The organism is Blautia sp. MSJ-19 (genome assembly GCF_018918125.1).
Taxonomy (GTDB): Bacteria; Bacillota; Clostridia; order Lachnospirales; family Lachnospiraceae; genus Blautia_A.
On sequence record NZ_JAHLQA010000004.1, the window covers coordinates 88,378 to 102,329 of the forward strand.

General features: G+C 44.4%; 10 protein-coding genes. 1 reads left to right on the forward strand and 9 read right to left on the reverse strand.

Annotated features, from left to right (window positions below):
• Positions 1 to 7: 7 nt before the first annotated feature.
• The 3 genes from KQI91_RS01995 to KQI91_RS02005 are packed head-to-tail and all read right to left on the reverse strand — an operon-like array spanning position 8 to position 4,173.
• Positions 8 to 1,981: a hypothetical protein gene (locus KQI91_RS01995; RefSeq protein WP_216391200.1), complete on the reverse strand. Its 1,974-nt coding sequence runs from the start codon at positions 1,979 to 1,981 to the stop codon at positions 8 to 10.
• 3 nt (positions 1,982 to 1,984) lie between these two features.
• Positions 1,985 to 2,662, reverse strand: coding sequence for an ABC transporter ATP-binding protein (locus tag KQI91_RS02000; RefSeq protein ID WP_216391201.1), 678 nt, complete (start codon positions 2,660 to 2,662; stop codon positions 1,985 to 1,987).
• Entirely contained in the window at positions 2,659 to 4,173 is a 1,515-nt protein-coding gene (locus KQI91_RS02005; protein WP_216391202.1) for an efflux RND transporter periplasmic adaptor subunit, read from the reverse strand. The genes KQI91_RS02000 and KQI91_RS02005 overlap by 4 nt, the downstream gene beginning before the upstream one ends.
• A 260-nt stretch (positions 4,174 to 4,433) precedes the next feature.
• Here KQI91_RS02005 and KQI91_RS02010 point away from each other — a divergent pair, with 260 nt between their 5' ends.
• Complete coding sequence (locus KQI91_RS02010) at positions 4,434 to 5,666, forward strand: hypothetical protein (RefSeq protein ID WP_253288325.1); 1,233 nt, start codon at positions 4,434 to 4,436, stop codon at positions 5,664 to 5,666.
• A 59-nt stretch (positions 5,667 to 5,725) separates the two neighbouring features.
• On the opposite strand, the gene aspS is transcribed toward KQI91_RS02010, so the two are convergent.
• From aspS to KQI91_RS02040, 6 genes are read right to left on the reverse strand one after another with little or no spacing between them, the layout of a single operon-like run.
• Positions 5,726 to 7,525: an aspartate--tRNA ligase gene (gene aspS, locus KQI91_RS02015; RefSeq protein ID WP_216391203.1), complete on the reverse strand. Its 1,800-nt coding sequence runs from the start codon at positions 7,523 to 7,525 to the stop codon at positions 5,726 to 5,728.
• A 27-nt stretch (positions 7,526 to 7,552) separates the two neighbouring features.
• On the reverse strand, positions 7,553 to 8,803 hold the full coding sequence (gene hisS, locus KQI91_RS02020; RefSeq protein WP_216391204.1) for a histidine--tRNA ligase: 1,251 nt from the start codon (positions 8,801 to 8,803) through the stop codon (positions 7,553 to 7,555).
• Positions 8,804 to 8,815: 12 nt separating this feature from the next.
• On the reverse strand, positions 8,816 to 9,391 hold the full coding sequence (locus tag KQI91_RS02025; protein ID WP_334300688.1) for an HD-GYP domain-containing protein: 576 nt from the start codon (positions 9,389 to 9,391) through the stop codon (positions 8,816 to 8,818).
• A 6-nt stretch (positions 9,392 to 9,397) separates the two neighbouring features.
• Positions 9,398 to 10,948, reverse strand: coding sequence for a coproporphyrinogen dehydrogenase HemZ (gene hemZ / locus KQI91_RS02030; RefSeq protein WP_216391268.1), 1,551 nt, complete (start codon positions 10,946 to 10,948; stop codon positions 9,398 to 9,400).
• Complete coding sequence (locus KQI91_RS02035) at positions 10,920 to 11,549, reverse strand: MBL fold metallo-hydrolase (RefSeq protein WP_216391205.1); 630 nt, start codon at positions 11,547 to 11,549, stop codon at positions 10,920 to 10,922. Before KQI91_RS02035 ends, hemZ begins: the two co-directional genes overlap by 29 nt.
• A 22-nt stretch (positions 11,550 to 11,571) precedes the next feature.
• Complete coding sequence (locus tag KQI91_RS02040) at positions 11,572 to 13,902, reverse strand: RelA/SpoT family protein (protein WP_216391206.1); 2,331 nt, start codon at positions 13,900 to 13,902, stop codon at positions 11,572 to 11,574.
• Between the last annotated feature and the right edge of the window lie 50 nt (positions 13,903 to 13,952).

Here is a 13,952-nt window from a genome sequence, read left to right on the forward strand (position 1 = left end):
TCCTTTCCTAATAGCCATAAATCTCACTTACCGAAGCTTCTTTTGTTTTGGCTCCCTCTTTCACTGTATCACCATACGGAAATGCAATTTTGTCATCTCTTGTGATTCCGCCTGTTACCAGCACACTGTAGCCGCCATTTACATTTCCCCCGACAGCAAGGACCTGTTTCTTAAGGACTCCATTATCATCTTTGTATACATAACTGACTCCATTATCAGAACGGACAAATGCCCTGTCCAACACAATTCCCTTGCTTTCGGTACTGCTCGTCAGAGAAATCGTCAGCCAGTCCTCATCGGAAACTTTTACAGTTTTATCTGGAATCGTTGCAGTATACACATAGTACGATACATTCGGATTTCCGTTTCCACTGTAGTTGTCTCCCGATACCGGAAAGTCTGACACATCTACAACTTCCGCCTCAAACTCCCCGTTCTGACTGGAGCAATTCAGAATGGTTCCTTCCTTTACCTGATCCAGCATCAGTTCGCTGACAGTTCCTTTTACGTAATATCCTTCTTTGCTCTTGATCGTCATAAAAGTGGTTCCTTCCGAAACACCAGTAGACGCATCTCCAACTTTTGCCACTGTACCATCCAGTTTACTGCATATCGTTTCCTTTTTGAGTTTTTTCTCCAGTTTTTCAATGTTCAGTTTGCTTTCCCTGATATCCAGCTTCAGACTGTCGATCTTGGTCTGTTGCATTTTGATCGCATCTGCTCTGGAGATGGATGCAGAACCGTCACCGTCTCCATTTCCATCGTAACCACCGTCATCATAGCCATCATCCGGTACTTCATCGTAATGAGAAGCTCCGTCCAGTGAAAATTCCACCTCTGAATCATCCACGACCATTTTTTCAAGAAGCCCGCCATCCACCAGATAGTATCCCGTACAGGATTCCTTTCTGTTCAGCAGATCATTGACAGTATCATTCTGATGGAATTCCAGCTGATACCAGTACCCTTCCCTGCCGGGTTCTTTCGTTCCATCTGCATAAAATGCTCCCATCTTATTCAGAAAAGAGCCTTTTGCGATCACATATCCTTTTGCAGAACTACATAAAAAGACATACGGATCTTCCTCTGTACCAGAACCGGTATATGGTTCGGTATTTCCATCCAGCACCTGATAAAATTCCGGGGTTCCATCGTTCACAATATCGCTGTCCTTATCCGGTTCTGTATCTATAATATCTATATCCTGATCCGTAAATTCCGAACCAGTGTCTGAACTTCCGTCTCCGGAAATATCTGTACTATCCGAGATTGTTGCATCTGAGTCACTGCTGTCGGTGTCTTCAGAATCACCGGAATCGAAATCTACCGTCGGTTCCTCGTTGTTTTCCTCTGTCTGATCAGAGATCACCGCATCCATATTCTCATCCGCTCCAGCCTCTTCTGTCTGCTGTTCTTCCGCCGCAAACTCCTCAATTGCTGCCGCCAGAACAGGATTCACTGCCGCTGCCAGATAAGTTCCCTGCTGAATTCCGGTCACTGACGCGGTCTCACTGTCCATCCCACTGGTGGTATCTGTATCTGTACTGCTTCCGGAAGAATCCAGCGGATCCGCATCACTTTCTTCTATCTTTCCACCATTTTTCAGGCTGTTCAGGCGACTGACCGCCTTATTGAGGTTCTGCTCCTGCTGTTGTTGCTTCAGCTTTGCAATGTTAAGTTCCATCTGCACCAGTGTCATGTCAAAAGTGATCAGTTTATCTCCTTTTTTTACAGAATCACCCTTGGATACGTAAACATCCTGAATGATCATGTCTTTGTCCAGCGTCACATTCTGCACCGCACTGGTCACAATATTTCCATCAAGATTCGTGTCATCCATATAATACTGTCCAGCCAGACTGTCTACACTGACAACGGAAACTGTTTTCTGATGAGAATTTTTATAATAGACTGCCCCGCCTGCTGAACCACCTGCAATCAGTGCCGCAACCAGAATGCCTATAAGAATCTTTTTCTTCATTCTTTACTTCACCTCTTTTTCCCTCAGCTCTCCGTCACGAATCGTAACTACTCTTTTTGCATGTGCCGCGATATCCGGATCATGCGTGATCATCAGAACCGTTACTCCTTCGTCATTCAGCTTCTGAAAAAGTTCCATAACCTGTGCCCCCGATTTACTGTCGAGTGCTCCTGTCGGCTCATCTGCCAGAAGAAGTTTCGGATTGTTCACGATTGCTCTGGCAATTGCCACTCTCTGCATCTGACCTCCAGAAAGCTGATTGGGCTGAAAATCCACCCTCTCTGCCAGGCCCACTCTCTCCAGTGCCTTCAGTGCCCGTTCTCTTCGTTCTTTTTTGGGGACTTTTGCATAGTTGAGCGGAAGCTCCACATTTGCCAGAGCAGATTGTCTTGGCAGCAGATGAAAGCTCTGAAATACAAAACCTATCTTGTTGAGCCGGATATCAGACATATCATTTTCGGAACAGGAAAGGATATCCTGACCATCCAGAAGAAATTTCCCTTCCGTAGGTTTATCGAGACAGCCAATGATATTCATCAGTGTCGTTTTGCCGGAACCGGATGGTCCCATAATCGCCACATACTCTCCCTCTTCCATAGAAAAATTCACATTCCTGAGTACTGGTACGCTCATTTTTCCCTGCTGATAGTTCTTATAGATTCCGCTTAACTCCAAAATCATTGTGTATCCTCCTGTACAGGCATCAAATCATCATCCAGTATTTCATTTGAATCAGAAAAATCTTCTGTCATATCATCCATGGAATCATCCTCCGGCATATCCTCCGAGCCATCCTCCACAATACTGTCATCAAACGCATCCATATCTTCTGTCACCGTTCCGTCGTCACTCATTTCGTAATCGCTGACCGGTTCTGCGTCCAGTTCATCCGGAATGGACTCCCCGTCAAAATCCGAAGTATCTGTCGGTTCCATATCGACCGTATCGGTATCCATTGCATTCTCAATATTCGTCGTTGTAGCCATTCCTTCTTCCAGTATTTCTGAAGGATATGCAATATAATCATTCTTGGTCAGTCCATCCGCAATCTCATATTCACCAAGAGTTTCGTCATACTGTCCCAGAATGACCGTCCGTCTTTCCAGTTTGTTCTTTTTGTCCACTGCCCAGACATAAGGCTGATCTGAATCAATATCCATAATATAAGCTTCACTGAGCCAGACACCCTGCTTCTGCTCGTCCTGGCCTTCATCCATTTCTATGTAAACATGCTGACCGAGCATCAGTCCGTCTGAGGAATCCAGATTCACATAAAATGGATAGGAGCTTGTATTTGTCTGAGAATCTCCACTGCTGTCAACCATACCAAAATAAGAATTACTGTTATTGCTGGTCGCACTCTCTTTATCAATTGTTCCCATGCTGCCCTTCCAGGTCTGACTGTTATCTACACGTGAACGTACAATGACCGGCTCTCCCTCAATGATACTGCCCACATTCATCTCATTCACAGTACCTTTGATCCGATATGCACCGGTACTCAGAATCGTAATAAAAGCATTACTGCTTCCGCTGTTATCTGAATATGCATCTGCTGCACTGTCGGTATCGTCCAGACTGCTGTTATCATCGGTCGTCAGCTTTGAGGTATCTATCTTCTGAATGACGCCATCAATCGTACTTCTTACTTCTGTATTGCCGGTCGCGCTCTGAAGTTTATCGATCTCAGCCTGCTTGCTCTTCTGACTGTATTCATTTTTCTTAAGATTCATCTTATTTGTTTCAATCTCAATCGTATAAGAAAGCTGGTTATCCTTCGATGCCTGCTTCTTTTCTTTTTCGAGTGTTGCAATCTGCTCGCTGAGACTGTTTGCTTCATTTTTAAGCTGATCCATTCCCAGCTGTGCTTCTTCCAGACTCTCCTGAATGCTGCTGAGATCATACTCAAAAAGAAGCTGCCCTTTTTTGACCTCATCACCGGTCTTAACCTGAACCTCTTTGACCGTCCTGCCGCTTTCCAGTTCTACCTCAACGGTTTCCTGCGGTTCCACAACACCGGCATAACGATTTGAGACACCTGCTGTCTGTCCTGTAAGATCGCTGATCTTTGTCACATATACTGCATCGGCACTGCTTTCCTGCTGCCCAAACACACCCATTTTCCAGCACACGCCCGCTGCGCCGCCTCCAATTATCAATATCCCAAGAAGGATCAATATACGCTTTTTCATAAATCCGTGTTTCCTCCTAACAGTCCAATGTTTCTGAACCTAATGGTACACCATTTTGCTTCTTACTCTGTAAAAGATACTTTTTTAACTTTTATATCATATCAGATTCACCCTTAAAAGAAAAGAGCTGTACAAAATCACCTTATTTTTCACATTTTTTTCACGATTCACACACAAAACCGGATAAAATTACCGTTTTTTGACTTTTATATGGTTATCTGATAAAATAGAAGAGATTATTTTTGAAAGGAAAGATACCTATGAAGATCGTCAAAAGCCTGATCCCGCTTCTTCTGTTTATCCTTGCCATCACCTGTCTGAGCGGCTGTTCCCACGTGGATAAAACAAATGTCGAAGCAGTGATCACAAATGAACTGGATCTGCTGAAAAATCTGAATTCTGATGCAACTCAGAAATATGTATCCTACAAAGAACTTTTTCCCGATGCCACGAGTGAAACCAACCTCTCAAAAGATGTAAAAGACGTTTTTTCACTCTTTTTCCAGAATTTTGACTATAAAATTCTCAATATCAACGTCGACAATGATAAAAAAGAGGCTTCTGCACAACTCCGCCTGTCTACAGTAGACGCATATGCCCTTGCAAAAGATTACGCACAGGCATCTCTGGAGGCTGCAATCCTCAATGCTGCGGATTCTGACACAACGTCTACCGAAGAAAGTACAGATTCCATGGAAGAACGCTATCTGATTCTTGATCAGCTGCTTAAATCCAACAGCTATGCGACAGTGGAACGTGAATGTACCATGCAGCTCCGCAACAGTGGGTCTGACGACCGTGCCGAATGGGAGATTGTACGTTCACACGCTCTTGAAAATGACCTTGTCGGCGGTCTTATGACTGATCTGTCCAACAATGACCTCCTCTCTCCTGAGGAAACATTGACCGTCTATCTGAATACCCTGAAAACAATGGATACTGTACAAATGGGAAATTATCTTGGTATTGAAAGTCTTTTGAACACTTCCGATACTGATAAAAACTCAATTGCATCCGCTCTTGTTGCGCAGGTGCACAAAAACTTTGACTTTACAATCACTTCCTGTGATGAACAAAGCTACAGTGCCTCTGTACAAACTAAGATCACAACTTTTGACAGTGCTGCCATCCTGGATGCTTATCAAACCGAGCTGGATACTTATCTTGCATCTGCCGATGCCGTGATTGACGGTTCCGAAAAACGTTACGAGAACTCAATGTCCATGCTCCTTAATAATATTGAATCCAACACTTCTACTGTAAGCTCGGACGCCACTTTCCATCTGACTAACGACGGCGTTTCCTGGAAGCTTCAGGACAGCAATATTTCCATCGGAAATGCAATCTTCGGTACATTGAGCAGTTCTCCTGTTTCTGACACATCTGCCATTTCTTCCGAAGAAGCCAATGATAAAGGCATTGAGGATGAGGATGAAAACATCGAAAACGATGACAGTACTTCCGATGATGAAAATGATTTTTATGAAGAATGATTTTCTTTTATTACAAAAAGGCTGCCCCTGACGGGACAGCCTTTTCTATATCTATATCTTTATTCTTCGGTTTCTTCCTGCGCAGTTTCCAGCCCAAGTTCTTCAAGCTGCTGCTCGCTTACTCTGCTCGGTGATTCTGTCATCAGACAGGATGCGTCTTTTACCTTCGGGAAGGCGATGACATCACGGATGCTGTCAACTTTTGCCATCAGCATTACGAGACGGTCAAGTCCGTAAGCCAGTCCGGCGTGAGGCGGAACTCCGTATTTGAATGCATTCAGAAGGAATCCGAACTGTTCATAAGCAGCTTCTTTGGTGAAGCCAAGCATCTCGAACATCTTCTCCTGGATATCATTCTGGTGGATTCGAACACTACCACCACCGATCTCGTTACCATTCAGTACGATATCGTATGCTTTTGCACGGATCTTTCCGAGGTCTCCGCTCTCGATCAGCGGGATATCCTCATCCATCAGCATGGTGAATGGATGATGCATTGCTGTATAACGGTTTTCTTCTTCGTTCCACTCAAGAAGCGGGAACTCAGTTACCCATACAAAGCGGTATTCATTCTTGTCAAGAAGATCCATCTGTTTTGCAAGTTCTACACGGAGAGCTCCGAGAACATCATATACAACTTTGTTCTTGTCTGCTGCAAAGAGAAGCAGGTCGCCCGGCTTACCTTCCATAGCCTGAACAAGTGCATCCATCTCTTCTTCTGTCATGAATTTTGCAAAAGAAGATTTACGTGTGCCGTCTTCTGCGATTGCGATGTAAGCAAGACCTTTTGCACCATAAGTCTTGGCAAACTCAACAAGCTTGTCGATCTTCTTACGCGGCATGCTGCCCTGACCTTCTGCGTTGATACCACGAACGCTTCCGCCAGCCTCAAGAGCACCCTTAAATACTACAAATCCACAGTCCTTAACTACTTCGCTTACGTCATGCAGTTCCATTCCGAAACGCATATCCGGCTTATCAGAACCAAAGCGGTCCATAGCTTCCTGCCAGGTGATTCTCTGGATCGGAAGTTTGACATCTACATCAAGAACTTCTTTGAACAGGTATGCAAGGAATCTCTCATTTACATCGATGACATCATCAACATCTACGAAAGAAAGCTCCATATCGATCTGTGTAAATTCCGGCTGACGGTCTGCACGAAGATCCTCATCACGGAAGCAGCGTGCAATCTGGATATAACGGTCATATCCGGAGCACATCAGAAGCTGTTTGTAAAGCTGCGGAGACTGCGGCAGTCCGTAGAAAGAACCTGGATGGATTCTGGACGGAACAAGGTAATCTCTTGCACCTTCCGGTGTACTCTTACCAAGCATCGGAGTCTCAACTTCAAGGAATCCTTCATCTGTGAAGAATTTACGGGTGAGCATCATTACTTTGCTCTTCATCATCAGATTTCTCTGAAGGTCCGGTCTTCTCAGGTCAAGGTAACGGTATTTCAGACGAATCTCGTCTTTTGTCTTGCTGTTTTCCTCGATCGGGAAAGGCGGAACATCGGACTCTGCCAGAACTCTTAAGGATTCTGCACGAAGTTCGAGTGCACCTGTAGTAAGGTTTTCGTTTACGGCACCGCCACGGTTCTCAACAGTACCTGTAACTGCGATCACAAATTCACTTCTCAGTTTGCCGGCTTTTTCGAATCCTTCTTCATCGATGCTGCCATTTTCAAAAATGACCTGCATGATTCCGGAACGGTCACGGAGATCCACAAAGACAAGTCCGCCTTTGTTACGAGCTTTCTGAACCCATCCCATCAGGGTTACTTTGCTGCCGACCATATCATTTGTTACTTCTGCACATCGGCATGTCCTGTGCAGACCTTTCATACTTTCAGCCATGATTTTTCTCCTTTTGAAGCATTTATATTATTTATTAAAGAATTCTACAAATTCTGTATATCCTTCTGCAGTCATCTGTTCCTTCTGGAATTTCTTGTTTTTCTTCATGATGGAAATGTTGACCTGCACACCGTTCTTACGCTCTTCTTCTGCCTGTTTCAGGATTGGAAGAAGCTTGTCTGCCGGCATATTTTTCTCGATCAGGTATGCTTTCTTGGCTGCACTTGTCGGGATCTCATATCCTCTCTCCAGAAGCAGCATAACGATTCTCTCAAATCCAATGGAGAATCCGCATGCAGATGTATTCTGACCTGTAAATTTACCGATCATCTCATCATAACGTCCGCCGCCGCCGACAGAACCGCCAAACTCATCCATTGCGATCTCGAAGATCGGACCTGTATAATAAGACATTCCACGAACCAGAGTCGGGTCAAAGGAAATCTTGAAGTCCGCATTCTTTACAGAATCTACTGCTGTGATGATAGTTTCCAGATCTTCTGCAACCTTCGGATCAAGAACATCACTCAGTTTTTCTTTGCAGTAACGAACACCCTCGATATCGGAAGTGATCTCTTTGAACATACCAAGGTATGTATCAATGCTTTCTTTGCTGAAGCCTTCTTTTTCGAGTTCTTCTGCTACGCCTTCAAGACCGATCTTGTCCATCTTGTCAAGAATGATAAATACAGTATCAAAGCTTTCTTCCGGGAAGCCGCTGTACTGTGCCATAGCCTTGAGGATCTTTCTGTCGTTGATACGGATCGTAAAGTTATGGAAATCCAGTTTGCCAAGCAGTGTGGTAGTTGCCATGACCAGCTCGATCTCTGCAAGGTAAGTGGACTCACCGAGAATATCGATGTCACACTGCATGAACTGACGGAAACGACCTCTCTGCGGACGGTCTGCTCTCCATACATTTCCCATCTGCAGTGCCTTGAATGGTGCCGGAAGCTGGCTGGCATTGTTGGAATAATATCTGGAAAGCGGTACAGTCAGGTCATAACGAAGTCCGGAGTCTACCAGATCTGCCTCACACTCTGCTGTATCAAGTTTCAGTTTTTCTCCACGTTTGAGGATCTTGAAGATCAGTTTCTCATTTTCCCCACCCTGTTTGCTGCTGAGGTTCTCGATGTGCTCCACGCACGGAGTCTCAATTGCTGTAAATCCGAATTTACCGTAAGTTTCACGGATCATGTTCATCACATAATTACGGATCTCCATTTCCTTTGGTAAAATATCTTTCATACCGGTTACCGGTTTCTTCTTTAATGCCATGCTGTCCTCCTGTTATTTGTTATTGTGTACCACTCTCTGAAATGCAAGAAAAACTTCCATATCAAAATTTTTGATCTCATCAATCATTAACTCTATCACTGTACTGACATCAAACGCTTTGCGATACGGCCTGTCGGAACTGAGTGCCGCATAAACATCACATACCCGTAAAATCCTGGCTCCCAGCGGAATACTGTCCCCTCTGAGATTCGAAGGATATCCGCTTCCGTCATAATTTTCATGATGATACAAAATGCTCTGAAGCACCAGATCTGAATACCCCTGATCTTTCAGTTCTTCATATCCCAGTGTGGAATGCATCCGGACATATTTCAGTTCCTCAATCAGAAGAGGATCATTTTCCTGTCCATTGATATAACCTGTCAGTTTCAGTTTTCCTATATCATGAAGCATTCCGGCAAGTGCCATCTGATAACAGAACGCTTCATCTTTACCCAGTTCTGCGGACACTGCATATGCCAGATTACTGACAAGCATTCCATGACTTAATTCCTGCGACAGATCAAATTCCAATATCCTGTCCACCGATTTCACGGTCTGTGTCTGTGCTGTCTGCAATGTGTCCACCTCCTGCTACAGCCAGGTATTAATTCCTGTGCGTTTTCGTTCTATCATTTCATCAATACGGTCAATATAATTTGTAACGTCTTTGACATTTTCCACGCGTTCGATGCGTTTGCCATGATCAAAGACCAGTTTGGAAGAGCCACCTGCCCCCAGGGCAATGATCGGCTGTTTTTCCTCCATAATTAGTATATTGTAAATCCCGGCTTTGTCAACCTTTGCATAACCAACATTCTCAAAATTTCCCTTCATATTCTTCTGTCTGTACAGATAATAAGGGCCCATTCCCATTTCATAAGCAGCTCTCATGGTCATATCCATGATTTCCTGATTATTCTCAAATGTCATTTCCTGATATTTGTCTTTAAAAATATTCAGACGTGCAGCTCTTTTTACAGCAAGTGAATGTACGGTCACACTGTCCGGTGCCAGTCTGCGGACTTCCTCCAGAGTTTTTGCAACCATCTCTTTATCTTCTCCCGGAAGCCCCACGATCAGATCCATGTTGATATTGTCAAAGCCACATTCTCGTGCCAGCAAAAATGCCTGTTTTGTCTCTTCTGCTGTATGGCGGCGTCCGATAATATCAAGCGTCTCCTGATTCATTGTCTGCGGATTGACCGAAATTCGTGTAATCGGGTACTTACGGATCATCATCAGTTTTTCTCTGGTTATACTGTCCGGACGCCCTGCCTCAATCGTAAACTCAGCAAGGTCTTCACATCCAAAATTCTCCATCAGTGCATCCAGAAGTACTTTCAGCTGTTCAGGTTCCAGTGTCGTCGGTGTACCGCCACCAATATAAACCGTGTCCAGTTTTCTGCCCTTTGCCTTCATGATGGCTGCAACTTCTTTTATTTCTCTGCAAAGCGCCTCCAGATACTGATCCACTCTGTTCTTCCACTGTTTCAGCGGATAAGAACTGAAAGAACAATACAGGCAGATACTTGGGCAGAATGGTATTCCCACATACAGGCTGTAACCTTTTTCGTAATCAATATCTTTCAGTATTTCTCTTTCTCTGTTGGCTATTGTAATAGCAAGTGCTGTTTTCTGCGGACTGACCATATATCGATCTCGCATCTCCTGCGCAGCCTCTGTATTCTTCATTCCGGATTCAATAAGTCCCATTGCCAGCTTCGCCGGACGGATACCAGTCAGATTCCCCCACGGAAGTGTTTTGCCAGTCAGTTTTACCAGCAATTTGTACAGAGCGATCTTCACAATATCCTTACGTTCTTTGCGAATCGCATGTGCTCGTTCTTTCGCATCAGCAGAATCCTCTCCTGCACAAGAAATAAGGGCATCCGAAGACTGCCCTTCTATAAACTCTGCACTTGTCACACCTTTATTTTCATGGTCTTCATATCGAATCACACAGGAATCGCCCTGCTTCTCTATCCTGAAATAAAGATCGCAGTTCTCTTCCTCTTTTTCATAAAAAGACTTAATCTCACTTCCCGGATAGAATGCCCGGATCAGTTCATATATATCATGTTCAAACTCTCTGTCCTTAAACAGAATACCAATCTTATACAAATGGATTATACCTCTTTTCATAGCCGATCGTTGTTGACGCATCGTGTCCCGGATATACCTCTGTATCATCCGGAAGTGCCTCCAGCAGTCTGTGCAGACTGTGAACGATCGCAGATGTGCTTCCTTCCGGAAAATCTGTTCTTCCGACAGAACCACGGAATACCGTATCGCCACTGAACAGAACTCCTTCATCCTTCAGATAGTAACAGCAGCTGCCCACAGTATGACCAGGTGTCTCAATCATCTGCACAGAAAAACCTGCCAGTTCCACAACCTGCAGATCTGCGAGATATCTGTCTGCACGAATAGAACAGTTGCCACGGCCATACGCCGAAAGATTGATTTCCGGGTTCAGCAGTGTTTTTTCTTCTTTGTCACACGCATAAATCGGAATATTGTATTTTTTCTTAATCTCTTCTGCCGCGAGAATATGATCAAAATGACCATGTGTCAGAAGAACAGCAACCGGTTTTCCCTGCATTTCGAGAACCTTCTGTTCGATCTTATCTGCATTATCGCCCGGGTCAACAATCAGCATTTCTCCCGTCTCTTTATTTTTCAGAAAGTAACAGTTGGTAAACACACTTCCAACAATGCATTTCTGCAAATCCAGTTTTTTCATTCTTTTATCCTCTTTTTAACAATCAGCCGGTTGTACGCTCTACATCAATTACACTTTCAATCTGCCGTATCTTGGCAACCAGAGAAGACAGCTCTTCCTTACTTCCAATCTCAAAACTGATGGAAATCGTCGCTTTTTCCTGTTTATTGGTACGGCTGTTGATACTTCGCATATCAATTTTTCTCTCTGTAAAAATCTTGGAAAGATCCACCAGAAGACCGGTTCGGTTATTTGCGAACACCTGAATCTCGGCCATATATTTCTCAGCGCCTTTATTGTCAGACGGCTGCCATTCCGCCTCGATCAGACGGGAGCGATCCATCTCTGACATATTCAGTACATTCACGCAATCTGTTCGATGTATGGTAATTCCACGCCCTCTGGTCACAAAACCAACGATTTCATCGCCCGGAATCGGACTGCAGCATTTTGAGAATCGTACAGCGACATCATGAATCCCTTTTACGACAATGCCACCCTTATTCTTGGTAACGTGTAATTTTTCCTGTGATTCGCCTGTCGCTTCCAGTACCTGCTCATCCGTAAGATTCTTTTGATTTTCTTTGTCATAAGCCTCTAACAGCTTATTAAAAACCTGTCCTTCCTTCAATCCGCCGTGACCGATCGCCGCCAGTACGGAATCCCAGTCACGGAATCCGTATTTGCGCATAACAGATTCCAGAAACTGTGGTTTTGTATAAATTCCCAGCTTATATCCTTTGGATTTGGCATACTGTGTCAGCATATCCTTGCCCTTCAGGATATTATCTTCTTTGAGTTCCTTTTTGAACCACTGGTTGATCTTGTTCTTTGCCTGCGTGCTCTTGACCAGATTCAGCCAGTCACGGCTCGGTCCCTGCGAATTCTGGGAAGTAATAATCTCAATACGGTCTCCATTTTTGATCTGATACTCAATCGGAACCAGTTTGCCGTTGACACGTGCCCCCACCATACGGTTACCTACGGCACTGTGCACACTGTACGCAAAATCAATCGGCGTAGAACCATTAGGCAGATTCTTGACATCTCCCTGCGGAGTAAAACAGTATACACTGTCCGCAAAAAGATCCAGGTCATTTTTCAGGAGACTCATAAACTCCCGGTTATCGGACATATCTCTCTGCCATTCCAGAATCTGACGGAGCCAGTTCAGCTTTTCTTCTTCTCGTTTGTCCACCGGTACTTTGCCGTCAGAAGATTCTTTGTATTTCCAATGAGCCGCAATACCATATTCTGCGGTCTTGTGCATCTCGAAAGTACGGATCTGTATCTCAAACGGCTGTCCGTTCGGTCCGATCAGAGTGGTATGCAGAGACTGGTACATATTTGGCTTCGGCATGGCAATATAGTCTTTGAATCGACCCGGAATCGGCTTATACATTTCATGGATCACACCGAGTGCCGCATAGCAGTCCTTCACAGTATCAACCAGAATACGTACTGCAAACAGATCGTAGATCTGATCGATCGTCTTGTCCTGATTGACCATTTTTTTGTAAATACTGAAGAAGTGCTTGATTCTTCCATCTACCTGAGCCTCTATAGATGCCTCTTCCATATGTTGTTTGACCTGTTTGACAATATTATTGACAAATTCCTGACGTTCACTCTTACGAAGTGCCACCTTGTTGACCAGATCATAATATACATCCGGTTTGAGATATTTCAACGAAAGGTCATCCAGTTCCACTTTGATTTTGGAAATACCCAGTCGCATGGCGATCGGTGCATAGATATCCATCGTCTCACGTGCTTTTTCCTGCTGTTTTTCCGGTCTCATATACTGCAGGGTACGCATATTATGCAGGCGGTCGGCAAGCTTGATCAGAATCACGCGGATATCCTTTGCCATTGCAAGGAACATTTTTCGGAGGTTTTCAGCCTGAAGCTCTACTTTGTCAGCAGAATAGCTCAGCTGTCCCAGTTTCGTAACACCATCCACCAGAAGCGCTACTTCTGCACTGAATTCCTTTTCTACTTCTTCTGTAGTCATCCAGGTGTCTTCCACGGCATCATGAAGCAGACCTGCAACGATCGTTTCTTTGTCCAGTTCCAGATCCGCAAGTATGATTGCCACACAAAGAGGATGTATGATATACGGTTCTCCTGATTTTCTTTTCTGGTCCTTGTGGGCGTCACTGGCCACTTCATAGGCTTTCTGTATCATGGAAATATCCGTAGAAGGATGATATTTCTTCACACTGGCAATCAGCTCTTTGTATAAAACTTCCGGACTTGTAAAGTCCTGCATGGTTTTTACTGCCGCATCTGCCTTTTTTACGGATTCAAGCTTTTCCTGCTCTGCCTTGTCCATTGTTTTCTCATGCTGTACATTTTCTTTTTTCTCTGCCATTATCTCCCACCTGCCTGCCGTTATTTCTTCCAATCAATACTCATCCGAAT

What these genes read in the sequence shown, in the direction of transcription:
- KQI91_RS01995 (WP_216391200.1), bottom strand. Translation starts at nt 1,981, where the DNA reads ATGAAGAAAAAGATTCTTATAGGCATTCTGGTTGCGGCACTGATTGCA.
- KQI91_RS02000 (WP_216391201.1), bottom strand. Translation starts at nt 2,662, where the DNA reads ATGATTTTGGAGTTAAGCGGAATCTATAAGAACTATCAGCAGGGAAAA.
- KQI91_RS02005 (WP_216391202.1), bottom strand. Translation starts at nt 4,173, where the DNA reads ATGAAAAAGCGTATATTGATCCTTCTTGGGATATTGATAATTGGAGGC.
- KQI91_RS02010 (WP_253288325.1), top strand. Translation starts at nt 4,434, where the DNA reads ATGAAGATCGTCAAAAGCCTGATCCCGCTTCTTCTGTTTATCCTTGCC.
- aspS (WP_216391203.1), bottom strand. Translation starts at nt 7,525, where the DNA reads ATGGCTGAAAGTATGAAAGGTCTGCACAGGACATGCCGATGTGCAGAA.
- hisS (WP_216391204.1), bottom strand. Translation starts at nt 8,803, where the DNA reads ATGGCATTAAAGAAGAAACCGGTAACCGGTATGAAAGATATTTTACCA.
- hemZ (WP_216391268.1), bottom strand. Translation starts at nt 10,948, where the DNA reads ATGAAAAGAGGTATAATCCATTTGTATAAGATTGGTATTCTGTTTAAG.
- KQI91_RS02035 (WP_216391205.1), bottom strand. Translation starts at nt 11,549, where the DNA reads ATGAAAAAACTGGATTTGCAGAAATGCATTGTTGGAAGTGTGTTTACC.
- KQI91_RS02040 (WP_216391206.1), bottom strand. Translation starts at nt 13,902, where the DNA reads ATGGCAGAGAAAAAAGAAAATGTACAGCATGAGAAAACAATGGACAAG.